General features: G+C 72.4%; 26 protein-coding genes and 2 pseudogenes. 13 read left to right on the forward strand and 15 right to left on the reverse strand.

Annotated features, from left to right (window positions below; genetic code table 11):
* Positions 1-4: 4 nt before the first annotated feature.
* The 3 genes from ACQPZZ_RS28495 to ACQPZZ_RS28505 all read left to right on the forward strand — a co-directional run bounded on the left by ACQPZZ_RS28495 (position 5) and on the right by ACQPZZ_RS28505 (position 3,429).
* On the forward strand, positions 5-1,309 hold the full coding sequence (locus tag ACQPZZ_RS28495) for an SGNH/GDSL hydrolase family protein (protein WP_432924086.1): 1,305 nt from the start codon (positions 5-7) through the stop codon (positions 1,307-1,309).
* A 35-nt stretch (positions 1,310-1,344) separates the two neighbouring features.
* Entirely contained in the window at positions 1,345-2,784 is a 1,440-nt protein-coding gene (locus ACQPZZ_RS28500; protein ID WP_432924088.1) for a serine/threonine-protein kinase, read from the forward strand.
* 72 nt (positions 2,785-2,856) lie between these two features.
* Positions 2,857-3,429, forward strand: a complete 573-nt coding sequence (locus ACQPZZ_RS28505; protein WP_363646754.1) for a hemerythrin domain-containing protein — start codon at positions 2,857-2,859, stop codon at positions 3,427-3,429.
* Positions 3,430-3,519: 90 nt separating this feature from the next.
* On the opposite strand, the gene ACQPZZ_RS28510 is transcribed toward ACQPZZ_RS28505, so the two are convergent.
* A complete protein-coding gene (locus ACQPZZ_RS28510) occupies positions 3,520-4,635 on the reverse strand; it encodes a serine hydrolase domain-containing protein (protein ID WP_432924091.1) in 1,116 nt (371 codons plus the stop codon).
* Between the two features lie 49 nt (positions 4,636-4,684).
* On the opposite strand from ACQPZZ_RS28510, the gene ACQPZZ_RS28515 reads away from it, so the two are divergent.
* Both ACQPZZ_RS28515 and ACQPZZ_RS28520 read left to right on the forward strand, forming a co-directional pair.
* Positions 4,685-5,140 (forward strand): MarR family winged helix-turn-helix transcriptional regulator, encoded by a 456-nt coding sequence (locus tag ACQPZZ_RS28515; RefSeq protein WP_432924093.1) that lies wholly within the window; start codon positions 4,685-4,687, stop codon positions 5,138-5,140.
* Between the two features lie 628 nt (positions 5,141-5,768).
* A complete protein-coding gene (locus ACQPZZ_RS28520; RefSeq protein ID WP_432924095.1) occupies positions 5,769-5,981 on the forward strand; it encodes a hypothetical protein in 213 nt (70 codons plus the stop codon).
* Here ACQPZZ_RS28520 and ACQPZZ_RS28525 read toward each other — a convergent pair.
* Complete coding sequence (locus ACQPZZ_RS28525; protein WP_432924097.1) at positions 5,963-6,931, reverse strand: hypothetical protein; 969 nt, start codon at positions 6,929-6,931, stop codon at positions 5,963-5,965. The genes ACQPZZ_RS28520 and ACQPZZ_RS28525 overlap by 19 nt on opposite strands.
* Positions 6,932-7,095: 164 nt before the next feature.
* Between ACQPZZ_RS28525 and ACQPZZ_RS28530 the strand changes: the two genes are divergently transcribed.
* A complete protein-coding gene (locus ACQPZZ_RS28530; RefSeq protein WP_432924099.1) occupies positions 7,096-7,440 on the forward strand; it encodes a hypothetical protein in 345 nt (114 codons plus the stop codon).
* Here ACQPZZ_RS28530 and ACQPZZ_RS28535 read toward each other — a convergent pair.
* The 3 genes and pseudogenes from ACQPZZ_RS28535 to ACQPZZ_RS28545 all read right to left on the reverse strand — a co-directional run.
* A complete protein-coding gene (locus ACQPZZ_RS28535; protein WP_432924100.1) occupies positions 7,331-7,915 on the reverse strand; it encodes a hypothetical protein in 585 nt (194 codons plus the stop codon). The two genes, ACQPZZ_RS28530 and ACQPZZ_RS28535, sit on opposite strands and share 110 nt — an antisense overlap.
* A gap of 129 nt (positions 7,916-8,044) precedes the next feature.
* Positions 8,045-8,246: pseudogene (locus tag ACQPZZ_RS28540) on the reverse strand (hypothetical protein); the annotation flags it as partial.
* Positions 8,171-8,800: pseudogene (locus tag ACQPZZ_RS28545) on the reverse strand (HAD family hydrolase); the annotation flags it as partial. The pseudogenes ACQPZZ_RS28545 and ACQPZZ_RS28540, both read right to left, overlap by 76 nt.
* 65 nt (positions 8,801-8,865) lie before the next feature.
* On the opposite strand from ACQPZZ_RS28545, the gene ACQPZZ_RS28550 reads away from it, so the two are divergent.
* Complete coding sequence (locus ACQPZZ_RS28550) at positions 8,866-10,398, forward strand: gamma-glutamyltransferase family protein (protein WP_432924102.1); 1,533 nt, start codon at positions 8,866-8,868, stop codon at positions 10,396-10,398.
* A 31-nt stretch (positions 10,399-10,429) separates the two neighbouring features.
* Here ACQPZZ_RS28550 and hrpA read toward each other — a convergent pair whose 3' ends face one another.
* The 3 genes from hrpA to ppgK form a co-directional block, all read right to left on the reverse strand.
* Entirely contained in the window at positions 10,430-14,356 is a 3,927-nt protein-coding gene (gene hrpA / locus ACQPZZ_RS28555) for an ATP-dependent RNA helicase HrpA (RefSeq protein WP_432924104.1), read from the reverse strand.
* An 84-nt stretch (positions 14,357-14,440) separates the two neighbouring features.
* Positions 14,441-14,947 (reverse strand): winged helix-turn-helix domain-containing protein, encoded by a 507-nt coding sequence (locus tag ACQPZZ_RS28560; RefSeq protein ID WP_363646745.1) that lies wholly within the window; start codon positions 14,945-14,947, stop codon positions 14,441-14,443.
* Positions 14,948-15,127: 180 nt separating this feature from the next.
* Positions 15,128-15,862 (reverse strand): polyphosphate--glucose phosphotransferase, encoded by a 735-nt coding sequence (gene ppgK / locus ACQPZZ_RS28565; protein ID WP_432924106.1) that lies wholly within the window; start codon positions 15,860-15,862, stop codon positions 15,128-15,130.
* A 153-nt stretch (positions 15,863-16,015) separates the two neighbouring features.
* On the opposite strand from ppgK, the gene ACQPZZ_RS28570 reads away from it, so the two are divergent.
* Positions 16,016-16,306, forward strand: a complete 291-nt coding sequence (locus ACQPZZ_RS28570) for a hypothetical protein (RefSeq protein ID WP_363646743.1) — start codon at positions 16,016-16,018, stop codon at positions 16,304-16,306.
* A 92-nt stretch (positions 16,307-16,398) separates the two neighbouring features.
* Here the strand turns inward: ACQPZZ_RS28570 and ACQPZZ_RS28575 are convergent, their stop codons facing one another.
* A complete protein-coding gene (locus ACQPZZ_RS28575) occupies positions 16,399-17,325 on the reverse strand; it encodes an NmrA family NAD(P)-binding protein (RefSeq protein ID WP_432924109.1) in 927 nt (308 codons plus the stop codon).
* 103 nt (positions 17,326-17,428) lie between these two features.
* Here ACQPZZ_RS28575 and ACQPZZ_RS28580 point away from each other — a divergent pair, with 103 nt between their 5' ends.
* Both ACQPZZ_RS28580 and ACQPZZ_RS28585 read left to right on the forward strand, forming a co-directional pair.
* Entirely contained in the window at positions 17,429-17,995 is a 567-nt protein-coding gene (locus ACQPZZ_RS28580) for a TetR/AcrR family transcriptional regulator (RefSeq protein WP_432924111.1), read from the forward strand.
* An 11-nt stretch (positions 17,996-18,006) separates the two neighbouring features.
* Positions 18,007-18,549: a hypothetical protein gene (locus tag ACQPZZ_RS28585; protein ID WP_432924113.1), complete on the forward strand. Its 543-nt coding sequence runs from the start codon at positions 18,007-18,009 to the stop codon at positions 18,547-18,549.
* Positions 18,550-18,555: 6 nt separating this feature from the next.
* Here ACQPZZ_RS28585 and ACQPZZ_RS28590 read toward each other — a convergent pair whose 3' ends face one another.
* The 4 genes from ACQPZZ_RS28590 to ACQPZZ_RS28605 all read right to left on the reverse strand — a co-directional run bounded on the left by ACQPZZ_RS28590 (position 18,556) and on the right by ACQPZZ_RS28605 (position 20,158).
* The gene (locus ACQPZZ_RS28590; RefSeq protein ID WP_432924115.1) at positions 18,556-19,257 is read right to left on the reverse strand and encodes an HAD family hydrolase; all 702 of its coding nucleotides are present in this window, start codon (positions 19,255-19,257) and stop codon (positions 18,556-18,558) included.
* A gap of 103 nt (positions 19,258-19,360) precedes the next feature.
* The gene (locus ACQPZZ_RS28595; RefSeq protein ID WP_432924117.1) at positions 19,361-19,759 is read right to left on the reverse strand and encodes a cupin domain-containing protein; all 399 of its coding nucleotides are present in this window, start codon (positions 19,757-19,759) and stop codon (positions 19,361-19,363) included.
* A 31-nt stretch (positions 19,760-19,790) separates the two neighbouring features.
* Complete coding sequence (locus ACQPZZ_RS28600) at positions 19,791-19,991, reverse strand: hypothetical protein (protein ID WP_432924119.1); 201 nt, start codon at positions 19,989-19,991, stop codon at positions 19,791-19,793.
* Entirely contained in the window at positions 19,988-20,158 is a 171-nt protein-coding gene (locus ACQPZZ_RS28605) for a hypothetical protein (protein ID WP_432924121.1), read from the reverse strand. Before ACQPZZ_RS28605 ends, ACQPZZ_RS28600 begins: the two co-directional genes overlap by 4 nt.
* Before the next feature lie 109 nt (positions 20,159-20,267).
* On the opposite strand from ACQPZZ_RS28605, the gene ACQPZZ_RS28610 reads away from it, so the two are divergent.
* Complete coding sequence (locus ACQPZZ_RS28610; protein ID WP_432924123.1) at positions 20,268-20,702, forward strand: Hsp20/alpha crystallin family protein; 435 nt, start codon at positions 20,268-20,270, stop codon at positions 20,700-20,702.
* A 55-nt stretch (positions 20,703-20,757) separates the two neighbouring features.
* On the opposite strand, the gene ACQPZZ_RS28615 is transcribed toward ACQPZZ_RS28610, so the two are convergent.
* Complete coding sequence (locus ACQPZZ_RS28615) at positions 20,758-21,618, reverse strand: universal stress protein (RefSeq protein ID WP_432924125.1); 861 nt, start codon at positions 21,616-21,618, stop codon at positions 20,758-20,760.
* Positions 21,619-21,758: 140 nt separating this feature from the next.
* Here ACQPZZ_RS28615 and ACQPZZ_RS28620 point away from each other — a divergent pair, with 140 nt between their 5' ends.
* Positions 21,759-22,028, forward strand: coding sequence for a DUF1876 domain-containing protein (locus ACQPZZ_RS28620; RefSeq protein WP_139580661.1), 270 nt, complete (start codon positions 21,759-21,761; stop codon positions 22,026-22,028).
* 110 nt (positions 22,029-22,138) lie between these two features.
* Here the strand turns inward: ACQPZZ_RS28620 and ACQPZZ_RS28625 are convergent, their stop codons facing one another.
* Positions 22,139-24,286 (reverse strand): S8 family serine peptidase, encoded by a 2,148-nt coding sequence (locus ACQPZZ_RS28625; protein WP_432924127.1) that lies wholly within the window; start codon positions 24,284-24,286, stop codon positions 22,139-22,141.
* A gap of 155 nt (positions 24,287-24,441) precedes the next feature.
* Here ACQPZZ_RS28625 and ACQPZZ_RS28630 point away from each other — a divergent pair, with 155 nt between their 5' ends.
* Positions 24,442-25,644 (forward strand): RNA-guided endonuclease InsQ/TnpB family protein, encoded by a 1,203-nt coding sequence (locus ACQPZZ_RS28630; protein WP_432924129.1) that lies wholly within the window; start codon positions 24,442-24,444, stop codon positions 25,642-25,644.
* The last annotated feature ends 38 nt before the right edge of the window (positions 25,645-25,682 follow it).

Below are 25,682 nucleotides of genomic sequence, written 5' to 3' on the forward strand. Positions count from 1 at the left end.
CCGGATGGCACGGCCGGCTCACCGGTTGACCATGGCCGCTCTCGCCCTCGCCGTCGGCGGCGCGACCGCCGCGCTCCCCACGACGCCGGTCCACGCGGAGTCCCTCACGGCCGCGAGCACCGCGACCGCCCCCCGGCCTCACCCGTCCTCCGCCGCCGGCGGAGCGGAGGCCGGCAGCCAACGGCCCCGCAACGAGGCGCCCGTACGGCGACGCCTTGTCGGTTCCTGGACCACCTCGGCCGACCGGATCACGGCGGCCCTCGGCGGGCAGACCGTGCGGATGGTCGTGCGCGCCAGCATCGGCGGCACCGGCATGCGCCTGCGCCTGTCCAACGTCTTCGGGACGGCGCCGGTGACGTTCGCGAGCGTTCACGTGGGCGTCCAGGCGTACGGCGCCGAGATCCTGACCGGCACCAACCGGCCGGTGACCTTCCGCACGCGCACCTCGGTGAAGGTGCCGCCGGGCCAGGCCGTCTGGAGCGACCCGATCCCGGGCCGGATCGCCGGCGGCTCCGCGCTGGTCGTCAGTTTCCACCTGCCCGGCACCGTCAGGGGCGTCACCGGGCACGAACGCGCCTACAGCACCACCTACCTGTCGGACCCGGGGGACCACGCGGCGGAGGAGAGCGGCGAGGGCTTCACCTACACCAGCACGCAGTGGTACTTCCTCGACCGGGTCGCGGTCGAGGCGGGCGCGGCCACGGTCGGCTCGGTGGTCGCGTTCGGCGATTCGATCACCGACGGCGCCGGTCAGGCCGTCGACGCCAACCGCCGCTGGACCGACTACCTGCGGCAGCGCCTCGCCGACCAGTCGCCGTCGCGGCGGATGGGGGTGCTCAACGCCGGCATCGCCGGAAACCGGCTGCTGCACCCCAACGTCGGGCCGAGCGGTCTCAGCCGGTTCTACCGCGACGCGCTGTCCCAGCCGGGGGTGCGCACCGTGGTGGTCTACGAGGGCATCAACGACATCGCCCGGGGCGAGTACACCTCGATCAAGCCGCTCGCCTACGGCTACAAGCGGCTGATCCGCGAGGCGCACGCCCGCAAGGTCAAGGTGCTGGTGGCCACGCTCACGCCGTTCTACGGCTGGAGCACCTGGACGCCGGAGCGCGAGGAGATCAGGCAGCGGCTGAACACCTGGATCCGCACGAGCCGGGCGTTCGACGGCGTCCTCGACTTCGACCGGGCCGTGCGCGACCCCGAGTTCCCCGAGCAGCTCGCCCTCTCGTACGACTCCGGCGATCACCTGCACCTGAGCGACGCCGGGCGGCGCGCGCTCGCCGACGCGGTGAACCTGCGCATGCTCTGATCCCCGATCGGCAGCGGGATCGCTACTGTTTGGCCATGGTCGCCCCCCTTGAGCCAGATGACCCGCGCACGCTCGGCGGGTTCCGTATCGGCGGACGGCTCGGCGAGGGCGGCCAGGGCGTCGTCTACCTGGGCCACGCGCCCGAGGGCGCACCTGTCGCGGTGAAGGTGATCAAGACCGGGCTCGACCCCGCCGTCCGGGCACGGCTGACCCGCGAGCTCGACGTCCTGCGCGGCGTCGCCCCCTTCTGCACGGCCAGGGTGATCACGGCGGTGTTGGACGGCCGCGAGCCGTACGTCGTGAGCGAGTTCGTCGACGGCCCCTCGCTCCAGCAGCGGGTGGCCGCCTCGGGGCCGCTGCGTGGCGGCGAACTGGAGCGGCTCGCGGTGGGGACCGCGACCGCGCTGGCCGCGATCCACGCCGCGGGCATCGTGCACCGCGACTTCAAGCCGGGCAACGTGCTGCTGGGGCCGGACGGTCCCCGAGTCGTCGACTTCGGCATCGCCCGCCAGGGCGAGAGCGAGACGATCACCGCAGGTCTGGTGGGCACCCCGGCCTACCTGGCGCCCGAGCAGATCGCGGGGCATCCGGCCACGCCCGCCTCCGACGTGTTCGCGTGGGGCGCGACGATCGTCTTCGCCGCCAGCGGCCGGGCGGCGTTCGGCGCCGGCAACGTCGCCGCCGTGCTGCACCGGATCATGACGACCTCCCCCGACCTGACGCCGGTGCCCCCGCCTCTGCGCGCGCTGGTCGAACGCTGCCTCGCGAAGGACTCCGCCGCCCGTCCGGCCGCCCGTGACCTGCTGCTGGAACTGGTCGGCACCGCGCCCATGCCGGCGCCCATGCCGGCGCCCGCGCCGCCGTACGATCCTTCGGATTGGGCGCAGACCGTTCCCGGAGGCGGCCGCAGGAGATCCCCCGCCCGGGTCCTGGCCGGGGCCGGCGCGGCCGTGGCAGCCCTCGGGATCACCGCGGCGCTGCTGGTCCCGCGGCTGGTCGCGACGCCCGGCGGCGCCTCCCCGACGCCCCTCGCGACCGCCTCCGCCGAGAGCACGGACGCGGCGGAAGCCGACCCGACGCCGGCCGGCGGTGCCACCGGCGCCGCGTCCGGTGACACGGACGGGGCCGATCCCACGACCGCCGCCGAACGGGCGGGCATCCCGCACGCGTTCGCGGGCGAGTGGCGGGGCCACATCGCGCCCACCGCCGGCCTCCTCACGAGCGAGTACGACATCGAGATCGCGTTGCGGCGCGGCGGGAAGTCCGGCGAGTGGAGGCAGCCGGCGAACTCCTGCAAGGGCACGCTGCGGCTGACCGCGGCGTCCCCATCCGCGCTGATCTTCCGGCTGGAGGACGTCCCTGGCTGTGTCCCGGGCGACGTCGTGCTCACCCGCAAGGGCGACGCCCTCGCCTACCGTCACACCGACGACCTCGGACTAATCGCCTACGAGGGAACTCTCACCAGGGACTCCTAGCTCGTCGCCGTGATCGGTGTGATCGCCGCGGCGCCGGGTAGTGCGAGCGCGTCCCACGCACAGGAGGAACCCATGGCAATCGACGTCATCAGCCTGATCAAGGAAGATCACCGCGACGTGGAGTCGCTGTTCGAGCGGCTCCAGAAGATGCCGGAGAACCGCCCGGCGCTGCTCGCGGAGCTGGCGGCGAAGTTCATCGCCCACAGCGAGGGCGAGGAGGACGAGGTCTACCCCGTGCTCGCCAAGCGGCAGCCGGAGGAGAAGGAGGAGGTCCACCACGGCACGGAGGAGCACCACGAGGCCGAGGAGATGATCTCCCAGCTCCTGGAGACCGACCCCGAGAGCCCCGCGTTCGAGACGCTCCTTCAGGAGCTGATCGGGGCGGTGACGCACCACGTCGAGGAGGAGGAGAACGACATCCTCCCGGTCCTGGAGAAGGCCGTCCCCTTCGAGGAGCGGGTCCAGCTCGGCAAGGCCTTCAGCAAGCGGAAGGCGGAGGTGCTGGCCGCCCCGATCAAGCCGCGCTCGCGGACCAAGGACGAGCTGTTGCACCAGGCCAAGCAGCTGGGCGTCGAGGGCGCGTCGGGGTTGAGCAAGGACGAGCTCGTCACCGCCGTCAAGCGGAAGAAGCAGGAACGGGGCTGAGCGGACGTCGCGGCGTCGCCCGTACGCCCGGCGGACGGCCGGTCGGCGCACCGTCCTCGCCCGGCCGCGGGCGGCACCGCGAGCGGATTGTCAGAGACAGGAGTACAGCGCCTCGACCATGGGCCTCCACCTCGGGTCCGGGCCGGCCGCGCTGACGATGAGGCGGCTCGGGGTGTAGGCCAGGGCGACGCCGGCGTCCGGGTCGGCGAAGGCGAGCGCCCCGCCCGAGCCGCTGTGCCCGAAGGCCCGCGGGTTCGGCGCGTACGGCCGGATCTCGCAGGGCAGCATGTATCCGAGCGCGAACCTGGTCTGGGCCAGCAGGACCTCGTCGTGTCCCTCGCTCCTGGGTGCGACGGCCCGGTCGAGCGCCTCCTGGTGGAGGATCGCTCCCGACCCGAGCCGGCCGTACAGCGTGGCGAGGGCCCTGGCGGTGGCGTGCCCGTTGGACGCGGGGATCTCGGCGGCCCGCCAGCGCGCGGTGTTGGCCAGACCGGGAGTGAGCTGCTCGGCGGGGTTGCAGAAGGCCTTCATCGTGATCGACTCGGGGTCGGCCATGGCGCTCGTCAGCGTGGACGACGGGACGTCCGGCCCGGCCTCCGGCGGCGCGAGGTGGGCCGCGCGGGCCGCCTCGGAGGCGGGCAGGCCGATCGACAGGCCGGTGATGCCCAGCTCGTCGCGGACCAGGTCGCGCACCGGCCGCCCGCCCACCCGGCGCAGCACCTCGCCGACGAGCCAGCCGAAGGTCACCGCGTGGTACCCGTGCCGCTCCCCCGGCGTCCACCACGGGCTCTCGGCCGCCAGCGCCGCGGTCATCGCGTCCCAGTCGAACAGGGAGCCCGGCGGCAGCTCCCGGCGTACGGCGGGCAGCCCGGACCGGTGCGCGAGCAGGTCGGCGACGGTGGTCGCGGTGGTGAAGCCGGGCCAGTAGCGGGCCACCGGGGCGTCCAGGTCGAGCAGCCCGCGCTGGACGTACAGGTGCGCGAGCGTCGCCAGCACCCCCTTGGACGCCGAAAAGACGTTGACGACCGTGTCCCGCCGCCAGGGCCGTACGCCGTCCGCGTCGGCCGTGCCCTGCCAGAGGTCCACGACCACGCGCCCGCCCGCGTACACGGCGAGGGCGGCGCCGCCGCGTCCGCCGCCGGTCTCCCTGAACGCGTCGGCGACGGGCGTGAAGGCCGGATCGCACCACATAAGAACCCTCCACATTATTCAACTCAAGTTGCGAAACCAAGGTTGAGTATTTGAGCATTCCGGGGTGGTGTCAAGCGACCTGACCCTGCTGTTCACGGCCCTCGCCGCGGCCTGCGACGCCGAGGTGCGCGCCCGGATGGCCGCCGCCGGGCACGACCGGGTGCGCACCGTGCACGGATACGTGTTCCAGCACCTGCTCACCGGTCCCGTACGGGTCTCCGACCTGGCCGGGCTGCTCGGCATGACCCCCCAGGGGGCCTCGAAGGCGGCGGCCGAGATGGAGCGCATCGGTTACGTGGCACGCCGGACCGACCCCGGCGACCAGCGGGCACGGATGATCGAGCTCACGCCGTACGGCAGGGCCGCGATCGAGGCGGGCCGCGCCGCGCGCGCGGCCGTGTCCGCCCGGATGCTCGGCCTCCTCGACCGGCCGGAGGAGTTCCTGGTGTCGCTCAATCACCTCGGCGAGGAGACCGGCGCGCTGCGCGAACTCCTCGCCCGCCGCCTGCGACCACAGTGAACGACCTTGGTTCCGAACGACCGGCGTGGATCGCAACGGTGGGAGTGATCATCTTCGGACCGGCCCACGACGTCGAGATCACGCTGCGCGTGTCCGACGGATCAAGCCTGGCAGTCGAGGTCCTGGCTACGTTCGACCCGGACGAACCGGCCCGGCCCGCCATCCCGGCGTCGCGGTGCGTTCCGATGCGGGTCTACCACTCCGTCGACCGCCCGTCGCCGCCGCGAGAAACCGAGCTCTGCCCCCCGGCTTTATCAGCCGGGAAATACCGGGCCGTGGGAGGGGCCAGTTTCACGGTGGCCGATCCGATGGTAGCCCGGAGCGGGTCCAGCACCGTCGTGCGAATGCCCCGGGTGAGCCCGACCTGGTTCGGGACGGACTGGGACTACGAGGTCGTGTACGAGGGCTCCTTCGACCGGACCGACCAGGACGCTGAAGACCAGCTCAAACCCGAGGCGCTCTCTCCCGACTACGGGGCCCCGGCCTGCGATGGGTACGCGAGCATCTGCGCGCCAACACGCCGGGCCCCGAGCCCGGTCCCTACGGCACCTTCACCGACGTCCCGGCCGAGAAGACGGCGAGCCGCTCGCTGTTCTGGGCCGGCCTGATCGGTGGGGCCGCGCTGTCGGTGCTGGCGTGGGCGGGTGACCTGGCCCTGGCACGACGGTCCGAACGGCGGCGCGAGCAGGAGCGGCGGGCCGAGGAGGAAGCCCACCGGCGCGAGATCGCCGACCTGGCCGCGCAGCGGGTGCTGGCGGCTCTGGCCGAACGGGAGAACGAACGGCCAGGCGGGTTGCTCCTCCGGGTCGCCCGATGGGCCGGTCAGGGAATGCGGAGATAGGCCAGGGCGAACGAGCTGTCACCGGGGGTTCCCGCGGCGGTGTGGCACCAGACGTCGACCGTCACCCGGGGTGCGGCGGCGTAGGAGTTGACGTTGCCCAGATGGCAGTACCCGCCGCCCGTGCCGGTGGAGGTCACCTGGATACTGTCCCCGATCTTTCCTAGGTTCTCCCAGGTCAGCCGGTAGTTGCCGGTGCCGAGCCGGGTGAGGGCGGGGGTCTCGCCAGTGCTGCTGTAGGAACGGGCGGGGTCCACGTCGCCGGTCACGGTGACATACGCGGCCGGTGTGGTGACGTCCCGGTGGAGTCCCGCGCCTTTGGTGTACGACAGCAGCCAGGGCGAGTCGGCGGGAGCGCCGCCGCTGATCGCATGACAGCCGACGGTGATCTCCAGGCGATCGTCCCCAGGCCGGGTGGCCGCCGGGTTGCACCGGGCGGGGGCGCCGTTCCCGTAGGGCGTGACCTGGACGTACCCGGTCCCGTCGGCGAACGCCCGGCCGTCGAGGGTTACCTGGTAGCGGCCTACGGACTCGCGGACGACACGATTGACGCCGCCGCCGGAGTTCACCGTGCCCGTGTTGAGGACGGGGTTCAGCGTGTGGACGCCGCCGGCCGTGTCGTCGTACCGGATCGTGGCATAGGGGGTTGTGCCGGGGCCGAACTCGGCGAAGAAGACCGTGAACCACCAGTCGGCCGGAGCGCCGTTCTCGTTGATGCAGCGCACCTGGACCAGCTGGTCGGGCCCATCAGGCGCGTATCCGGTGACGCCGCAGGTGCGGCCCCGGTAGGCGGTCCGGTACGGGGTGACGTGCGCGATCCCGCCGGGCGACGCCACCCCGGGCAGGCGCACGTCGTAGGTGCCCGTGCCGGTGTGCACTACCGTGGCGCGCCGGTTGGCGGTGGCCGGGTCGAGGCGCCCGGTGCTCCACTGTCCTGAGGTCGTGAGTGCCATGTTCGCCAACGCCCCGCGCGGCCCGCAGGACTTCTGCCCCTACGGGCACCTTCCCACGGCGCAGGGGCCTATTCCGTTACAACCTGTGGGGCTACCGGGCGGACGACACCAACAAGAGCGGGAGTTGCTGCACGAAATGGGGCTTCGTGGTCACCCTCGGCACCATGCAGAATCCGCCGGTACGGGTGCAGAGCGCGTCCTTCGTCCACGAGCTCGGACATGCCCTGGGACTCGCGCATGGCGGTCACGACCACGTGAACTACAAGCCGAACTATCTGTCGGTGATGAACTACGCCTACTCGTCCATCGGCATCCCTGACTACGTCGCATGGGACCAGCGCAGGGAACAGCTCGGCCCGGCCATCGGCCGCAACGCGCTCGAACAGACCCTCCAGGAGGTCAGCACGATCGACTACTCCAGAAGCACGCTCTGGCCGCTGCGCCGCTGGCGGCTCGACGAAGGCCGCAACGGGCTGGGAACCGGCCAGCACGCCATGGCCACGGGGTGACCGTCCCCAGCGGGGCCTCAGAGGTGCAGATCCTGCCCGGGGGCGCGGCGTGGTCGAGCAGGATGCGTCCCGTGTCAAGGTCCCGGATGCGCAGAGACCGCAGGCTCCAGTTGTCGGTGCAGCAGTCGTCGGCGTAGTTGATGTGCTCGATGGTGAAGCCGTTGGCCAGGTCGGCGGCGGTGGCGCAGCCAGCCAGGTGGGCTCGCCAGGTGTACTCGGCATCGGGCTGGTCACTGGTGTTGCCCTGATGGTAGGGGCGGGGTGGGGCGTACGCGGGGCGCTCCTCGAAGAGGAACACGAGGTCGCCGAGCCTGATGATCTCCAGGGAGTCGTTCCGGAGCCCGTACGTGCCGACTCCGATGGTGAACTCCATCCGGCAGAACGTGCGGGCCGGATCGGCCGGAGGGTCGGGCGGGTGCTCGCCGTCGGCCGGGATCCGCAGGATCTGACCGGCGTTCTTCTGGAAGTAGTGCACGTACTCCCTGCCGGGTGGGGCGGTGAGTTCGGCCAGAACGGATCCGCCAGCCGCTCACGAATGGCCTCAGCCGCAACGTTCCGCTCCCGCACAAATTCACAATGTCGCAAAAGCGAGCGGTCACACACGCAGCCGCTGCCACACCCCGGAGGCGTTCCACTCGGCCAGCCGCCGCCAGCACGTCATGCCCGAGCCGTAGAACAAGATGCCTTGCCGAGCAGCGCCAGGCGGTCAGCCGAGGGTGGGGACCAGGCGGACGAGGTCGGCGAGGCCGCCGGCGACGAGGTCCGCCAGGGCGGCGTCCGGACGCTCGGCGTGCAGGTAGCCCCAGGGCCCCCGGCGCAGCAGGGCGGTCCGCATCCCGGCGCGCGCGGCGGGCAGGACGTCGTTGTCGAGGCGGTCGCCGACGTAGAGGATCTCCCCCGGTTCATGGCCGCAGACGGCCGCGACCTTGGCGAAGAACCCGGGGTCGGGCTTCTCCACCCCCCAGCCGGCCGAGGTGTGGATCCCGTCGACCGGCAGGTCCATCGCGACCAGCGCGTCGTACGCCTGGGGCGGCTGGTTGCCGGCGACGACCAGGTCGTACCCGGCCTCCCGCATGGCCGTGAGGGCGGGCCGCACGTCCGGGTAGAGGTCGGCGGCGTCGAAGTTCTCGCGCAGCCCGTCCGGGTCGTCCCGCCGCCACGCCCCGATCTCGGCGTCGAGGTCGATGCCCGGCCTGATCAGCTCGAACGCCTCCTGGTGGCCGCGATCGAGGGCGGCCATGCCGCCGAGGACGCCCATGAAGGTGAGACGCGGCACGCCCAGCCGGTCGGCCCACCGGGACCAGATCCGGGTCTCGTCGATGAGCGTCTCCCCCACGTCGAACACGAGTGCCCGGATCATGAATTCCTCACCTTCGTCCTGCTTACGGCAGCCACAGCCTATTGGCCTGTCATACGATCCCGAACGTGAGCGAGACTCGGTATGCCCTGAATGGCATGGTGTGCACCATCGACCATCTGGCCTCCGCGGCGGGCGTCGCGATGCTCGACAGAGGTGGCAACGCGGTGGACGCGGCCATCGCCGCCAACGCCGTGCTGGCGGTCACGGCGCCGCACATGTGCGGTCTCGGCGGCGACCTGTTCGCTCTCGTCCATGACGGGAACGTCACCGCGCTCAACGCCTCGGGCCGGGCGGGCTCGGGCGCCGACCCCGACCGCCTGCGGGCGGAGGGCCACGACCGGGTGCCCGCGGCGTTCGACATCCGCTCGGCCACGGTGCCCGGCTGCGCCGACGGGTGGCTCGCGCTGCACGAACGCTACGCCCGTCTGCCTCTCCCCGACCTGCTCGCCCCGGCGATCCGCCACGCCGCCGAGGGCTTTCCCGCCTCGCCGCTGCTGGGTCCCGCGGGCGACTTCCTCGGAAATCTCGCGGGCGCCGGCGACTTCGCCGCCATGCGGCGCGCCGGCGACGTGGTCCGGCGTCCCGGCGTCGCCAGGGCCCTCACCGCCCTCGGCGAGGGCGGCCGGGCCGCGTTCTACCAGGGCGAGTTCGGCGAGGGCCTGCTGAAGCTGGGCGGCGGCGAGTACGCCGAGGAGGACCTGGCACAGCCGAACGCCGACTGGGTGGAGCCCCTGAGCGCCGAGGTGTTCGGGCACCGGATCTGGACCGTCCCGCCGAACTCCCAGGGATACCTGCTGCTGCTGGCTCTGGAGATCCTCGCCGGGCTGGGCGAGCCGGGCGATCCGGCCGATGCGCGCTGGGCCCACCTGCTCGTGGAGTCGGCCAGGGCGGCCGGGCACGACCGGCTCGACGTCCTCCACGAGACGGCCGTCGCGCCGCTCGGCACGGCCGCCGCCCGCCGGGCGCTGATCGACCCCGAGCGGCGCTCCCCCGTGCCCGACGCCCCCAGCGCGCAGGGCGACACGACGTACCTGTGCGTGATCGACGGGGACGGCATGGGCGTCTCGCTCATCCAGTCGAACGCGTCGGGCTTCGGCAGCCTGGTCTTCGAGCCGAACACCGGGATCAACCTGCACAACCGCGGCATCGGCTTCTCGCTCACGCCCGGTCACCCCGCGGAGTACGGCCCACGCCGCCGGCCGCCCCACACGCTGTGCCCGGCGCTGGTCACCCGGCCGGACGGCACGCTGCGCACGGTCCTCGGCACGATGGGCGCCGACGCGCAGCCGCAGATCCTGCTGCAGCTGGTCACCCGCCTGCTCGCGCACAGCCAGACGCCCGGCGAGGTGATCGCCGCATCCCGGTGGGCGCTCGCCACCGGCGGCTCCGGCTTCGACACCTGGCACTCCGACACCGTGGTCGCGGTGGAGGAGGGCGCGCCGTGGGCGGACGGCCTGCGCGAGCGCGGGCACGCCGTCGAATCGGTGGAGTACGGCACCCTCTTCGGCCACGCCCACCTGATCGACGTGCTGCCGTCGGGCGTGCTCGCCGGAGCGGCCGACCCCCGCGCGCTCATCGGCGCCGCACTGGGCCGCTGACCCCACTCCTACCCACACCCCTCCTCCGTGATCACGCGGGGAGGGCGGTGGGGAGGGTGTCCATGGCCTTGCGGATGCGCTTCTCCGAGACGGGGGTGGGGGTGCCGAGCTGCTGGGCGAAGAAGCTCACCCGCAGCTCCTCGATCATCCACCGGATGTCCCGCACGGCCTTGGCGTCCCGCTCGGCGGGCTTCAGCCGGTCGAGCAGATCGCGGTACTCGTCCTCGACGTCGTGCACGCGGTGCATCCACTCGCGGTCCCGGCGGGGATCGTCGGGCAGCTTGTCGAGCCGGCGCTCGACGGCCCGCAGATAGCGGTGCACGTCGGGCAGCCGGTCGTAGCCCGTCTCGGTGACGAACCCGTCGTGCACCAGCCCGTCGAGCTGGTCGGCGATGTCGGCCCTGAGATCGGCCACGCCGCCACCCAGCGCGCCGAGCCGGTTCTGCACGGCGTGCCAGGCCGCCAGGACGCGCTCCACGCGCGAGACGACCTCCTCGGTCGTCTCGAACAGCGAGGCGCGCACGTGGTCGCGCAGCCGCTCGAACCCCGCCTCGTCCCAGACGGGCCCGCCCGCCTGCGCCATGAGCGCGTCGGCGGCGCACGCCGTGCAGTCGTCGAACAGGGCGGCGGCCCCGCCGTGGGGACTGCGGCTGAGGGCGAGCTTCTGCGCGGTGGTCAGGGTCCGCAGGATGGCCTTGGCCGGGTTGACCACGTTGAGCAGCAGCAATCTCCTGGTGCCCGCCCACATGGCCCGGTCACGCTCGCGCTCGGTCTCGAACATCCGGACCGCGACGCTCGTGCCCTGGTCCACCAGGGCGGGGTACGCCCGCACCCTGCCCTGCTCGAACACCTTGGGCAGCGTGCCGATCGTCCAGCCGTGCAGGCCGTCGCGTTCGAGGTCGTCGGCGGCCCTCGACAGCGTCGCGCGCAGCTTCGGCGCGAGCCGCCGCTTGAGCGCCTCCAGGTCCTTGTCCTCGCCCACCGTGCGCTTGCGGTCGTCGATCACCCGGTAGGTGATCCGCAGGTGGGCGGGGAGCTGGTCGAGGGCCCACGCGTCGCGCGGCACCTCCACCCCGGTCAGCGCCCGCAGCTCGCGCTCCAGCGCGTCGAGGATCGGCTCGCCCCCAGGCCGTACGCGTTCCAGCACGGCCTTGGCGTAGTTGGGGGCGGGCACGAAGTTGCGACGCAGGTTCTTCGGCAGCGACCGGATGAGCGCGGTGACGAGGTCTTCGCGCAGGCCGGGGATCTGCCAGTCGAAGCCGGTCGGGTCGACCTGGTTGAGCACCGCCAGCGGGATGTGGACGGTCACGCCGTCCGCCTCCCCCGTCTCCGCCGCGCCGGGCTCGAAGCGGTAGGTCAGCCGCATCCGCTGGCCGTTCTGCCGCCAGGCGTCGGGGTAGTCGCGCGCGCTGACCCCGGCGCTGTCGTTGACCAGCATCTCCGGTGAGAACGTCAGCAGGTCGGACGTCTCCCGCGACGCCTTCTTCCACCAGCTGTCGAAGTGCCTGCCCGAGACCACGTCGGCCGGGATCCGCTGGTCGTAGAAGTCGAACAGCGTCTCGTCGTCCACGAGGATGTCGCGGCGGCGGGCCTTCTCCTCCAGCCGCTCGACCTCTTCGAGCAGCTTGCGGTTCTCGTGGAAGAACTTGTGGTGGGTGCGCCAGTCGCCCTCGACCAGCGCGTGCCGGATGAACAGCTCCCGGCTCAGCTCGGGGTCGATGCGGCCGTAGTTGACCTTCCGCTCGGTCACGATCGGCACGCCGTACAACGTGACCTTCTCCAGCGCGACGACGGCGGCCTGGTCCTTCTCCCAGTGCGGCTCGCTGTAGGTGCGCTTGACGAGATGCTGCGCGAGGGGCTCGATCCAGCCGGGCTCGATCTTGGCGTTGACCCGGGCCCACAGCCGGGAGGTCTCCACCAGCTCGGCCGACATCACCCACTGCGGCTGCGCCTTGGCCAGGGCCGAGCCGGGGAAGATCGCGAAGCGGGCGTTGCGGGCGCCGACGTACTCGGTGAGCGGCCGGCGCGGGCCGTCCTGCCTGCGCTTGTCGACGACGTCCTTGAGGCCGATGTGCGACAGCAGGCCGGCCAGCAGCGACTGGTGGACGCGCTGGGGGTCGGCGGGCACGCTGTTGGGCACGACGTTCAGCGTCCTGGCCACCTGGCGGAGCTGGCTGTCGATGTCCTGCCATTCCCGCACGCGCAGGTAGTTGAGGAACTCCGCCTTGCACAGCCGCCGGAACGCGCTGGACGACAGCTCCTTCTGCTTGTCACGCAGGTAGTTCCAGAGGTTGAGGTAGGTCAGGAAGTCCGACTCCTTGTCGGCGAAGCGGCGGTGCTTCTCGTCGGCCGCCTGCTGCTTGTCGGCCGGCCGCTCGCGCGGGTCCTGGATGGACAGCGCGGCGGCGATGATCATCACCTCGCGCGCGCAGCCGTTCTTGTCGGCTTCGAGCACCATCCGGGCGAGGCGGGGGTCCACCGGGAGCTGGGCCAGCTTGCGCCCGAGCGGCGTGAGCTGCGCGCCCTTCCCGGCCTCCCTGCCCGCGCTCTTGTCCGCGAGGGCGCCGAGCTCGAGCAGCAGATTGACGCCGTCCCTGACCTGGCGGCTGTCCGGCGGCTCCACGAACGGGAACGCCGCGATGTCGCCCAGGCCCAGCGAGGTCATCTGCAGGATGACGCTCGCCAGGTTCGTACGGAGGATCTCGGGGTCGGTGAACTCCGGCCGGGAGAGGAAGTCCTCCTCGGAGTAGAGCCGGATGCACACGCCGTCCGACGTACGGCCGCAGCGGCCCTTGCGCTGGTTGGCCGACGCCTGGGAGATCGGCTCGATCGGCAGCCGCTGGACCTTCAGCCGGTGGCTGTACCGGGAGATCCGCGCGGTGCCCGGATCGATCACGTACTTGATGCCCGGCACGGTCAGCGAGGTCTCGGCGACGTTGGTGGCCAGCACGATCCGCCGGCCCCGATGAGACTGGAAGACCCGGTGCTGTTCGGCGGCCGACAGCCGCGCGTACAACGGGAGGACCTCCTCGCGACGGCCCTTGAGCGCGTCGGCGGTGTCGCGGATCTCCCGCTCGCCGCTGAGGAAGACCAGGATGTCGCCCGGCCCCTCGGCGCACAGCTCGTCGACGGCGTCGACGATGGCCTGGGTCTGGTCGTCGTCCTCGCCGACCGGGCGGTAGCGCACCTCCACGGGGTAGGTCCGGCCGGACACCTCGATCACGGGCGCCGGCTTCCCGTCCGGGCCGGCGAAGTGCCGGGCGAACCGCTCGGGGTCGATGGTCGCCGAGGTGATGATCACCTTGAGGTCGGGCCGTTTGGGGAGGAGCTGCTTGAGATAACCGAGGATGAAGTCGATGTTGAGGCTGCGCTCGTGCGCCTCGTCGATGATCAGCGTGTCGTACTGCAGCAGCAGCGGGTCGGTCTGCATCTCGGCGAGCAGGATGCCGTCGGTCATCAGCTTGACCAGGGTGCCGTCGCTGGAGTGGTCGGTGAAGCGGACCTTGTAGCCGACCGCCTCCCCCGGCTCGATCGACAGCTCCTCGGCGATGCGCTCGGCCACCGTGCGGGCGGCGATGCGGCGCGGCTGGGTGTGGCCGACGAGCCCGTGCACCCCCCGCCCGAGCTCCAGGCAGATCTTGGGGATCTGGGTGGTCTTGCCCGAGCCGGTCTCGCCGGCCACGATCACGACCTGGTGGTCCCTGATGGCGTCGAGCAGGTCGTCCTTGTGCCGGCTGACCGGCAGCTCGGGAGGGTAGCTGAGGACCGGGACGGCCGCGCGGCGCGCGGCCACGCGGCGTTCCGCGGCCTCCACGTCCCCCGCGATCTCCTGGACGACGGACTGGCGGGCGGCGCGGTCGCGGACCCGGCGCAGGCCGTCGAGACGGCGGCGCAGCCTGCGCTGGTCGCGCAGCATCAGGTCGGGGAGGCGGGCCTGGAGATCGGCGAGCGTGTTCATTCCATGCTCAAGGATAGGCAACGCCCCCCGCCGATCTGCCAGCGGTTTTCCTGCGGCCCTTTCCGGGCGGCGTCGGGGGCGGTGTCAGGGGCGGCGTGCCGGCTGGTACTTGTAGCCCACGTTGCGGACGGTGACGATCCTGCCCGCGTGGCGGCCCAGCTTGCGGCGCAGCCGCAGAATGTGCACGTCGACCGTACGGCCGCCCTCGTCGTCGTATCGGTCCCACACCGCCGCCATGAGCTGACGGCGGTTGTAGACCCGGCCGGGCGCCGAGCTGAGATAGTCGAGCAGCTCGAACTCCCGGAAGGTCAGCTCGATCTCCTCGCCGCCCGCGCGGGCCACCCGCGCGGCCCGGTCCAGGACCAGCTCGTCCTCCTCGCCGGGGGCCGCCCGCCTCTGCAGGGCGGCGGGCGGCGCCTCCGGCGCGTCCGCCGCGTGCCCTGCGGGCACCAGGTAGCCCACGATCATCAGCACGGCGCCTGTCTCCGGCACCGGCAGCACGCCGAGCACGGAGCCCTGTCCCAGATCGGGGGGCTCATGGCCCTGTTCGCGCCTGCGCTCCACAAAGTCGATCACGTTCTGGTGGGACATGCCCTCTCCCTTGCCTCGTGGCGTACCGGACGGCGGTGACCGCGGTCGTCAACAGGCGGCGGCGCAGACGCGCAGCAGATCGATGTGCCGGCGCTGGGTCAACCCCCCCGAGGAACTCATGGGATCATCATGACAGCGAAATTACCCGCTGTCCAGGTAGGAATAAGGGAGATCTATCACTCACGCAAGGTGCGCGGCCCCCGCCGCCATCGCCGCGCCGATGATCCCGGCCTCGTTCCGGAGCACGGCGGGCACCACCGGGGTGTCCCCGAGGTCGATGTACGGCAGGAACTTGCCGGCCTTCTTGCTCACGCCACCGCCGACGACGATCAGCGTGGGCGACAGCAGGTCGCGCATGTGCCTGAGGTACTCCTCCACGCGCCGGGCCCACTTGTCCCAGCCCAGGTCCTCCTCCTCGCGCACCCGGTCGGAGGCGCGGTGCTCGGCCTCCTTGCCGCGGATCTCGATGTGGCCGAACTCGGTGTTGGGCACCAGCACACCGTCCGCGAAGAGCGCGCTGCCGATCCCGGTGCCGAAGGTCAGCATGAGCACGACCCCCTTCCGGCCCCGGCCGGCCCCGAAGGTCATCTCGGCGACGCCGGCCGCGTCCGCGTCGTTCAGCACGACCGTCCGCTCGCCGAACAGGTCGGCGCCCTTCACCCCGATCCACGACTTGTCGACGTTGGCCGCCGTCCTGACGACTCCGTCGAGGACCACCCCGGGGAAGGTGACGCCCATCGGACCGGTCCAGGAGAAGCGCTCCGCGATCTCGCGTACGGCCTGGGCGACGGCCCCCGGCGCGGCGGGCCGCGGCGTCGGGATGCGCAGGCGCTCCCGGGTGAGCGCGCCGGTTGCCGTGTCCACCGTGGCGCCCTTGATCCCGGAACCACCGATGTCGATGCCCAAGACTTCCATGACTTTCCTCCCGGTCCGGCTGGTCGGCTACCCGGCCGCCCCCGCCTCATGCGCGGTCGCGAGTATCGCACGGCATCGTGCGGTCGGCCGGGTTACGGGAGGACAGGCCGGGTACGCCCCGAATCGGGGCAAATCACCACAAGGGGGACACGCATGATCAGCACACTCCACAAAATGGGGCTGCGCTCCAACGTGATGTACAGCGCCGCTCTGGCGTCGATCGGCATGTCGATCGTCTCGTGGATCATCTCGAACAAGTACGAGCAGGCCGGCATCGAACGCGCCGACCGCTGGGCGCTGTTCGTCGGCGAGTGGGCGCCGACCTTCTTCGCGACGGGGATCGCCCTGCGCATGGAGGAGATGGCCGAGGAGAAGGGGCGGGAGACCCCCGAGTGGCAGGAGCAGAGCAGCGATATCCGCCGCCCCACCCGCGCCGGCGTGTAGCGGAGGCGGGCAAGGGCTTCCAGCAGCGGCCCGGAGGGATCGGACGGACCCCTCCGGGCCGCTCCGACGCCCCCGGCCGTTCCCGGGAAGTGTCAGGCCGCGGCCCGCATGTGTCCGTGCGCCCAGTCCTCGAAGCTCGTGAGCGGGATGCCGAGGGCCCGCGCGTACTCCGGACGGGCGGGCTGACCGACCACGTCGATGAATTCGTGTACAGCGGCGCCGTAGCCCGGCATCCCCGCGGCGACCGCCTCCTCCACGGTCATGTCGGGCGCGGTCAGCTCGGTGCCCAGAGCCCGGGAGAGGACCGCGGCGATCTCTCTCATCGTCAGGTGGTCACTGGCCAGTTCCAGTTCTACGCCGTGGAACCGCCCCGGCTCCGCGAAGGCCGCGGCGGCCGCGGCGCCGATGTCGCGAACCGCGACGAGGGAGAGCCGGGTGCCGGGCTTCAGCACGGTCACGATGCCCCCCTCGACGCCGCGGGGCAGCAGGTACGCCGCGGACGGGAGGAAGTTCTCCATGAAGAAGCCCGGCTTGATGATCGTCCAGTGCGTGAAGCCCGCCTCACGCACGCGATCCTGGGCGGCGGCCTTGGCGCCGAGGACCGGCTCCAGCGACGCCCAGCGGCCTTCGGCCCAGCCGGGCGCCTCGCTGTGCCGACCCGCTCCAGAGGCGGACGTGTGCACGAGCTGCGGAACGCCTGCGGCCAGCGCGCCTTCGACAAGGTTGACGGCCTGGACCAGCTCGCCCTCGAAGTCGAAGGCGCCTTCCCGCAACGCCGGCATCTGCACCGAGAAGACGGCCCGGGCTCCTCGCGCGGCCCTGATCACGGAGTCACGGTCGAGGAGGTCGCCGGTGACCAGCTCGGCGCCGAGCGCTTCGACCGCCCTCGCTCGTTCCGTCGCGGGGTCGCGGACCAGTGCCCGGACGGGCACGCCGTTCGCCAGCAGGGCACGGGCGGTGGCACCCCCCTGCTGTCCGGTGGCGCCCGTGACCAGAACGGGTGCGGAATCGATTGCCATGAGGCCCTCCTGTGGCGAGCGCACGAGAAACGGCGGGGCCCGCCGTTTATGCTTCGGTACAATACGGCGGGCCCCGCCACTTAGCAATCGATGAGGTGACACCATGCCCGTCCAGCGTGCGGACGCCCGGCGCAACTACGCGCGCCTGCTCGCCGTGGCCAAGGAGGCGATCGCCGTGGACGGCCCCGACGCGTCCATGGAGCAGATCGCCCGCACCGCGGGAGTCGGATCCGCCACCCTCCGCCGGCACTTTCCCAGCCGCCACGCACTGCTTGAGGCGGTCTTCCGCGAACGGGTCGAGACCCTGTGCGCCCACGCCCGCGACCTGACCGGCAGGGCCGACACCCGGGCCGCGCTGCTGGAATGGCTGAGCGCCGTCCTCGCGGACGCCGCGACCATCCGGGGGCTGGCCACCGCGCTGACCCGGGACCGGGCGGACGACCCCGACGTGGTGCACGAGCACTGTTGCTCGGCGCAGCTCACCGAGGCGGGCGGCCCGCTGGTGCGCCGCGCCGCGGACGACGGCGCGCTGGCCCCGGGCGTGACCATCGGCGACCTGCTCGCCCTGATCACCGGCATCGCCCTGGCCATGGAACACCACCCGGACCCCGCCGCCGACGCACAGCGGCTGCTCGGCCTGTCCATAGCGGGAGTCAGCCCCCGGCATTAGGCTCGGCCCGCGTGACCCCCGATGCCGCCGCCGTCGCACGCTGGCTGCGTACGCGGCCCGCCCGCGCGCCCGGCACCCGCGTGCTGGCCGTCGAGGGACGCTCGGGCGCGGGCAAGTCGACGCTGGCCGCCGCCGTGGCCGCGACGCTCACCGCGCCGGTCGTCCGCATGGACGACCTGTACGACGGCTGGGACGGCCTGCAGGCAGGGGTGGACGCCCTGCTGGAATGGGTGCTGCGTCCCCTGGGCCGCGGAAACCGGGCACGCTGGCGGCGCTACGACTGGACGCGGGGCCGGTACGCCGAATGGCACGAGGTGCCCGGAGCGGACGCCGTCGTGATCGAGGGCGTGGGCTGCGGCGCCCGCGAGGCGGGGCCGTACCTCAGCGGGCTGGTGTGGCTGGAGGCCGGTGAGGAGGTCCGCAGGGCGCGGGCGCTCGCCCGCGACGGCGAGCTGTACGCGCCCCACTGGCGGCGCTGGGCCGAGCAGGAGCAGCGCTTCTACGCCCGCCACGACGTGCGTTCCCGCGCCGGCCTCGTCATCGTCACCGGCTGAGCCGCGTCAGGAACCGATCCGTACGCCGACCTCGTCGAGCCGCGTCAGCAGCTCCGCGGGATCGGCGTACACGCGGTAGGCGCCGGCGCGCTCCAGCTCGTCCCTGCCGTAGCCGCCGGACAGCAGCCCGACGCCCAGCGCGTCCGCACGCCGTGCGGCCAGCAGATCCCACACACTGTCGCCTACGGCCATGGTGAACCTCGGCTCGACGTCCAGCAGCGCGGCGCCCGCGAGGAACAGGTCCGGGTCCGGTTTGGCCCGGCGCACCTGGTCGCGATGGACGAGCGGCACATCGGGCGGCAGCCCGAGCATGTCCAGCGCGTGCCGGGCGGTGTCGGCACGGCTGCTGGTCGCGATCGCCCAGCGGACGTCGTTGCCGGACAGCCGTTTCAGCAGCTCGATCGCGCCCGGCAGCGGGCGCACCGAGTCGATCTGCTCCAGGTACGCCTCGGCGTGCGCCTGCTGCAGGTCCTCGATCTGCTCGTCGCTCAGCGAGACGCCGGTCTCCCGCAGCAGCGCGTTGACGAGCAGGCCGCCGCTCATGCCGATCCTGCGGTGGATGCGCCACACCGACAGGTCGATGCCGACCCCGCGAAGGGCGGTGCGCCAGGCGATGACGTGCTGGTAGACGCTGTCGATCAACGTGCCGTCGAGATCGAAGAGGAAGGCCGGGGCGGGCGGCTCCGGGTAGTCGAATCGCGCGTTCATCCGGGCTGTTCTCACCGGCCGGCGCCCGTCGAAACACCTCCCGCCGGGACTTTCGGGCCGTTCGGCACCGCCCCGATGGCGGCCGAAGCCGCCCGGCCGCCGCTCAGCCCAGGCCGGCGCGGTACTCCTCGTCGGTCACCGGCCCGTGCCAGTGCGTCTTGCCGTTGGCCGTGACGGCGATGTGCACCAGCGTGTCGTCGGCGACGGCGCCGTGCCAGTGCTTCTCACCCGGCTGCACGTGGACCCAGTCGCCCGGCCCGATGAGGGTGCCCTCGCTCTCCCCCCAGCGCGTCACCACCCCGCGTCCCGACAGCACGTACAGCGCCTGCTCCCCGTCGTGGGTGTGCCAGCCCGAGCGGGCCTGCGGGTCGTAGGAGAAACGCTGGGCGCGCAGGCCGTCCGGCTGCACCTCCTTCAGCGCCTCCGCCTCCCACACGCCGTCGGTGAACCTGTCCGGTCCCGGCCGGGTGGCCTTGATCTCTTCTTCGCGTACGAACCTCATGTGGCACTCCCTTCGCCGCGGGCCGGCGGCGTCATGCCGGCACCGCCCGCACCCATCTCCGATCGCCGCCGAGGAAGCCCTCCATCGTGAGCCCGGCCTCGCGCAGCAACTCCGCGAACCGGTCGTCGGTGCGGCGCCTGCTGACGAACGTGTGCGTCCACCGGCGGTCTCCCACCACGTACTCCATCGTCGCGTCGAGCAGATCCGGCTCGGGCCTGCTCACGTTCGTCATCCGGACCACCCGTCCGGCGCGACGTGGCGGCGGCAGGTCCGCAGGAACGCCCGGTGGACGATCTCGGGTTCGCCGCCGGGCGTGAGCGTCGCGTAGTAGTCGACCGCGCACCCGTCCGGAGTGATCGGGCCGGGGCCGGTGCCGTGGTAGAGCCGTTCTGGCAGCATGATCACCATCCTGCATCACGAACCCGTCAGCGGCTCGGATGTGGTGATTTGTCCGATTTATGCCGGGTACTTCTCTCATGATGAGGTCTGCCGGACGGAGGTGACAGACATGAGCGTTCCGATGCGGCGGGAAAGAGGTCTCATGCCCGACCTGTTCGACCTCCTGGAGGCGCCGATGGCGGCGCTGCGGCCGATGGCCGGGCAGCAGATGCGGCTCGAGGACTACGTCAAGGACGGCCGGTACGTGCTGCGCGCCGAACTGCCCGGAATCGACCCGGACAAGGACGTGGAGATCAGCGTGTCGAGCGGCGTGCTGACCATCCACGCCGAACGGCGCCACGAGGAGCGGCAGGCGCACCGCAGCGAGTTCCGGTACGGAGCCTTCACCCGGTCGATCGTGCTGCCGCCGAACGTGGACGAGAACGACGTGAGGGCCACCTATGACAAGGGAATCCTCGAGGTGAGCGTGCGGCTCGCCGAGGAACGGGAGGAGCGCAGGCGAATCCCGATCGAGAAGCCGGCCGCCGGGGAGCAGCAGCGCTGAAGCGGCCCGCGCCGGGCCCGTCCGCAGCACGCGGGCGGGCCCGAGTGCGTGCGGCTCAAGGCGCCGAAGGGGACCGTACGACGGCGACCGGGCACTCGGCGTGGTGCAGCACGCCCCTGCTGACCGAGCCGAGCATCGCCGAGCCGAGCACGCCCCGGCCGTGGGAGCCGACCACGAGCAGGCCGGCCCCGCGCGAGGCCCGGACGAGCGCGTCGACCGGGTGCCCGTAGACGATCTCCTCGCGCACCGGCACCTCGGGATACCGCCTCCGGAGTTCCGCCGGCTTCTCCCGCGTCACGCGCTGACCGGCCTCGCGCATCTCCTCCACGTTGTAGGCGATCTCCGGTGCGAGCGGATGGGCGGGCGACTGCCAGGCGTGCACGGCCCTCAGCCCGTCACCGTGCGCCCTGGCCTGCTCGAAGGCGTACGCCAGAGCGGGCTCGCATTCGGGCGAGTCGTCCACACCCACCGCGATCTCCTGCCTGCCGCCGCTCCAGCCGGGCCGTACGACGACGACCGGGCAGGGGGCGTGACCGGCGACGTGGGTGCTGACCGAGCCGACGACGATGCCGGCGAAGCCGCCGAGCCCCCTGCTGCCGAGCACGATCTCGGCGGCCTCCTTGGCCTTGTCCCGCAGGATCCGGGAGGGAATGCCCTCGATGATCTCCGTACTGATCCTCACGTCCGGCTGCCGCTCGCGCGCCACCGCCTCCGCGGCGGACAGCGCGCGCTCGGCGTGCGCGGTGAGCGGGTCGCCGCCGGAGGCGGGGAACTTCGGGATGCCGTACGCCCAGTGATCCACGACGGAGACGAAGCGCAGCGGGCAGCCGCGGCGGGCGGCGTCGTCCGCGGCCCACCGCACGGCGGCCGTCGCGGCGGGCGAACCGTCGGTGCCGACGATGATCGGGCCGGACATGGACGCTCCTTCTCTGGCCCGCGCCTCGTGCCGGGGCTCGTGCCGGGGCTCGTGCCGGGGCTCGTGCCGGGGCTCGTGCCGGGGCCGGTGCCGGGGTCGCGCGGCCGGGAGGGATGCTGGAATCCTGGAGGTGGTCCAACATGGAATCCAAGCGCTGGACCGTCGAAATCTTCGTGAACGAGGACGACAACGACGACGTCACCACCGCGACCGCCGTGCTGTACACGCCCGCGGGACGACGCCACGAAAGCGTCGGCCGAGCCCGCCGCAACCCGTCCGACCGGCCCGTGCCGGAGATCGGCGACGAACTGGCGGCCGGACGGGCCCTCGCCGACCTGGGGGCGAAGCTCATCGGGGACGGCGCGGAGGACGTGGCCCAGCTCGCCGGTCCCGCCTACGAGTCGTACTGAGACCGTCGAGGAGCCGGGGCCCGGGGCTCTCCGCCATGAGCTCCCGGGCCTCCGGCTGCACGTCTTTCATTCCTCCGGGCCTGATTCCTCCGGGCCTCATTCCGCCCGCCTCATTCCGCCGGGTCGGCCGGGTCCTCGCCGAGGAGTCCCGCAGCCCGCATCTCCTCCGTCAGCCAGGCCATCGCGGCCTGCTCGCGCGCGGCCGGGCCCGTCCCGGCCGCGGGCGTGCCGTTCGCCGTGCGGGGGCCGGCCGGGACGTCGCCGGGCGCCCGGTCTCCGCCCGCGGGCCCCGTGGAGTACGGCCGGGCGGCGGCCGATCCCCCTCGCTTGGGCCGTGTCCCCGCGCCCCCGGGCGCTCCGCCCTGTTCGGCCGGCGGGACGCCGCCGCCACTCGTCGTGGCATGCCCGCGCGGGCCGCCGGTGACGAGACCTCCGCGCACCGGTCCGTTGGCCGTGGTGCCCGTGCCGTACGCCGCCTGGGGCGCCGTGCCCGGCTGCGCCCCCGGCCCCGTCTGGCCGGAGCCGCCCGTCCCCCAGGCACTCGACGCGAGCAGTCCTGCGCCGGTCATCTCGGCGGTGAGCTCGCCGAGCAGCGCGTCCGCCTCCACCGGCTCGGGAGTGATCTGCGCGAGGGCCGGCGCGAGGGCGCGCAGCGCGTTCGGCATGCCCGCGCCGCTGCGGTGGAGGTCGCCGAGGTTCAGCGGGACGCAACTCGACTTGATGATGTGGAAGAGGTGGTCGACCCGCCGCGCGTCCCTGGCGCCGTAGGGGCCCTGGAAGTCGCCGTGGTGGGCGAGCACCAGGGCCGCGAGACCGGCCACGTGCGGCGCGGCCATGGAGGTGCCGTCGAGCGCGGCGTACCCGTCCGGTGGCACGGCCGACAGGACGGCCACGCCGGGGGCGCACACGTCGATCTCGGGGCCGTGGCAGGTGAAGCGCGGCGAGAAGTAGCCGTCGCCGGTCATGGGCCCGTGGATCTCGGCCTCGTGCGCGGTGCCGGGCGGGAACGCGTCGGCCTTGCCCACGGCCGCGACCGTCAGCACGCCGGGAAGGGTGCCGGGGAAGCCGACCGGTCCCCCGTCGTTGCCGGCGGCCACCACGCAGGCCACCCCCGCCTCGCGCGCCTGCTCGATCTTCGCGGCGACGAGCGGGGAGTGGTGCCTGCTCGCCAGGCTCAGGTTGACGACGTCGACCCGCTGCTCGACGCAGTAGTCGAGCGCCTCGATGAGGTCGCTGAACCGCCCGCCCGGGAAGATCTTGCAGACGTGCACCTCCGCCTCGACGGCGAAGCCGACGACGCCGCGGCCGTCGTCCGCGCCCGACACCACGGCCGCGCAGTGGGATCCGTGATAGGCGGCGTCGACGGACCAGCCGTCGGGCTCGCCGTCGACGAGGTCGACGCCGGCGCGTACGCGGTCACGCAGGTCGGGGTGCCGCACGTCGGCACCGGAGTCGATGATGGCGATCCTGACCCCCGCGCCGCGCAGCGTGGGCGGCAGGCGGTCGAGGTTCATCGCCTGCTGGCCCCAGCCGAAGACCTGCTTGCCGGGGAAACCGGCGAAGGTCTCCGACAGGCGCGTCGGCTCGATCAGGTTGTCCCGGGTCGTGGACAGGGCCGGGCGGTCGATGTGGACGCTCCAGTAGCCGGAGCGCGGCCGGACCGCCACCGCGGTGATCGAGTCGGGGGTCTCCCCCACCATCGTGACCACCGCGCGCCCGTCGGCCCCGGTGGATGTCTGCGCGGGCCAGCCGTGTCCGGTCACCAGGACGCTCGCGCCGGGCAGCGGTGTGCCGTCCGCGTCCCTGACCAGGAAGGCGAACGTGCTCTCCACGCCCGGCGGCACCACCGCCGGGGCGGGCCGCCGCCTGCGCGGCGGCTGCGGCACGTCGCTGTAGGTGAGCAGCCGGTCGCGCTCGAAGTAGAGCTGCGGATACTGCCGCCGCAGCGCCTCGACGTGCTCGGCGGTCATCTCCGCCACGACCACGGCCGGAAACCCGGGCGCCTGAGCTCCCGGGTTCCTCGCCGCTCCCCGCAACCGGCGCAGCACGCGCACCTCGGGGTCGTCCTCCAGCAGCCTGCGCACCGTGTCGCCGTCGAGAGCCGGCGGGGCCGGATGCGGCTGGGGCAGCGCGGCCACCATGTAGCGCCGCGGCCGGGGCTGCACCGGCTGCGGCGCCTGGCGGGACGCCTGCCGCCCCCGCGGGGACGCCGGGCGCGGCTCCTCGCTTCCGTCCTTGGGCTTGTCGTTACTGGTCACCGAAGCCTCCGGAGGAAAATCGGTCCCTCAATGCCGGGAGGAATATGGACCCCACAAGGGGCGGCCCGGCGAAGCTGGGGCAGCCCAGAGCGCCAAGCGTTCATGACTTTCTCCTTTCGCTGACCAAGCGAGCAAAGGGCAATTACGATCCGAACATGCGTACGGCGTTCAAGGTGCGCGTCTACCCCACCCCCGGACAAGCTGCGATGCTGAACCGCACGTTCGGCTGCGTGCGCCTGGTCTGGAACACGGTCCTGGCCTGGCGGCGCGCCCGCTATCGCGCCGAGGGCGTGACGACCTCTTATGCACAGAGCGACCGGTATCTGAGCCAGCTGAAACGCGACGGCGGCCACGACTTCCTGTACGAGGTTTCCAGCGTCCCCCTGCAGCAAGCTTTGCGGCGCCAGCACATGGCGTTCGCGAACTTCTTCGCCGGACGCGCCAAATACCCGCGATTCAATTCCCGCCACGGCCGCCAGTCGGCCACCTACACACGCTCGGCGTTCCGCTGGGACAACGGGCAGCTGTGGCTGGCGAAGATGGGCAGCCCGCTGCAGTTCGTGTGGTCCTGGCCGGAAATCGATCTGGCCGTCCTGGACCCGACCAGGGTGACGATCTCCCGCGACCCCGACGGCCGCTGGTACGCCTCGCTTGCGATCGGATCCTCGGACGAGCCCGAGCACGCTCCCCCGACCGGCAGCGCGGTCGGCGTCGACCTGGGGGTGAAGGACTTCGCGGTCTACTCGACGGGGGAAAAGATCGCCAACGTGAAGCATCTGGAACGCAAGGCCCGCAACCTGGCCCGCTACCAGCGGCGTATGGCCCGCAAACAGCGTGGGTCGAACAACCGGGCCAAGGCCAGGGCGAAGGTCGCCCGCGCCCACACCAAGGTCCGCGACGCCCGCGCCGACTTCCTGCACCGCACCAGCACCCGACTGGTCCGCGACCACGACCTGATCGCGATCGAGGACCTGAACGTGCGCGGCATGGTCCGCAACCGCTGCCTGGCGCGGGCGATCTCCGATTGCGGGTGGGGCGAGTTCCACCGCCAACTGGAGTACAAGACCGCGCGTGCCGGGCGGCACCTGGTCGTGATCGACCGCTGGTTCCCCAGCTCGAAGACGTGCAACGCGTGCGGGCACCTGCTCGCCACGCTGTCGCTTTCCACCCGGCACTGGACGTGCCCGGGCTGCGGCACCCGGCACGACCGGGACGTCAACGCCGCCACGAACATCCTGGCCGCTGGTCGAGCGGTGTCCGCCTGTGGAGCTGACGTGAGTCCGCAAGGGTCCTCCCTTCGGCGGTCGGCTAGGAAGCAGGAAACCTCACCCGCGAGGGTGGGAACTCCCGGTCGTTGAACGAGGGAGCAAGTCAAAAACGTCTCCGACTCTCCCCA

Source organism: Microbispora sp. CA-135349, from assembly GCF_050947365.1.
Classification (GTDB): Bacteria; Actinomycetota; Actinomycetes; order Streptosporangiales; family Streptosporangiaceae; genus Microbispora.

Bases quoted from the DNA above. Each gene is read 5' to 3' on its own strand.
- ACQPZZ_RS28595 (WP_432924117.1), bottom strand. From the start codon at position 19,759: ATGAGGTTCGTACGCGAAGAAGAGATCAAGGCCACCCGGCCGGGACCG.
- ACQPZZ_RS28580 (WP_432924111.1), top strand. From the start codon at position 17,429: ATGCCCGTCCAGCGTGCGGACGCCCGGCGCAACTACGCGCGCCTGCTC.
- ACQPZZ_RS28620 (WP_139580661.1), top strand. From the start codon at position 21,759: ATGGAATCCAAGCGCTGGACCGTCGAAATCTTCGTGAACGAGGACGAC.
- ppgK (WP_432924106.1), bottom strand. From the start codon at position 15,862: ATGGAAGTCTTGGGCATCGACATCGGTGGTTCCGGGATCAAGGGCGCC.
- ACQPZZ_RS28500 (WP_432924088.1), top strand. From the start codon at position 1,345: ATGGTCGCCCCCCTTGAGCCAGATGACCCGCGCACGCTCGGCGGGTTC.
- ACQPZZ_RS28605 (WP_432924121.1), bottom strand. From the start codon at position 20,158: ATGCTGCCAGAACGGCTCTACCACGGCACCGGCCCCGGCCCGATCACT.
- ACQPZZ_RS28610 (WP_432924123.1), top strand. From the start codon at position 20,268: ATGAGCGTTCCGATGCGGCGGGAAAGAGGTCTCATGCCCGACCTGTTC.
- ACQPZZ_RS28560 (WP_363646745.1), bottom strand. From the start codon at position 14,947: ATGTCCCACCAGAACGTGATCGACTTTGTGGAGCGCAGGCGCGAACAG.
- ACQPZZ_RS28530 (WP_432924099.1), top strand. From the start codon at position 7,096: ATGCAGAATCCGCCGGTACGGGTGCAGAGCGCGTCCTTCGTCCACGAG.
- ACQPZZ_RS28615 (WP_432924125.1), bottom strand. From the start codon at position 21,618: ATGTCCGGCCCGATCATCGTCGGCACCGACGGTTCGCCCGCCGCGACG.
- ACQPZZ_RS28575 (WP_432924109.1), bottom strand. From the start codon at position 17,325: ATGGCAATCGATTCCGCACCCGTTCTGGTCACGGGCGCCACCGGACAG.
- ACQPZZ_RS28510 (WP_432924091.1), bottom strand. From the start codon at position 4,635: ATGTGGAGGGTTCTTATGTGGTGCGATCCGGCCTTCACGCCCGTCGCC.
- ACQPZZ_RS28570 (WP_363646743.1), top strand. From the start codon at position 16,016: ATGATCAGCACACTCCACAAAATGGGGCTGCGCTCCAACGTGATGTAC.
- hrpA (WP_432924104.1), bottom strand. From the start codon at position 14,356: ATGAACACGCTCGCCGATCTCCAGGCCCGCCTCCCCGACCTGATGCTG.
- ACQPZZ_RS28505 (WP_363646754.1), top strand. From the start codon at position 2,857: ATGGCAATCGACGTCATCAGCCTGATCAAGGAAGATCACCGCGACGTG.
- ACQPZZ_RS28600 (WP_432924119.1), bottom strand. From the start codon at position 19,991: ATGACGAACGTGAGCAGGCCCGAGCCGGATCTGCTCGACGCGACGATG.
- ACQPZZ_RS28525 (WP_432924097.1), bottom strand. From the start codon at position 6,931: ATGGCACTCACGACCTCAGGACAGTGGAGCACCGGGCGCCTCGACCCG.
- ACQPZZ_RS28590 (WP_432924115.1), bottom strand. From the start codon at position 19,257: ATGAACGCGCGATTCGACTACCCGGAGCCGCCCGCCCCGGCCTTCCTC.
- ACQPZZ_RS28495 (WP_432924086.1), top strand. From the start codon at position 5: ATGGCACGGCCGGCTCACCGGTTGACCATGGCCGCTCTCGCCCTCGCC.
- ACQPZZ_RS28630 (WP_432924129.1), top strand. From the start codon at position 24,442: ATGCGTACGGCGTTCAAGGTGCGCGTCTACCCCACCCCCGGACAAGCT.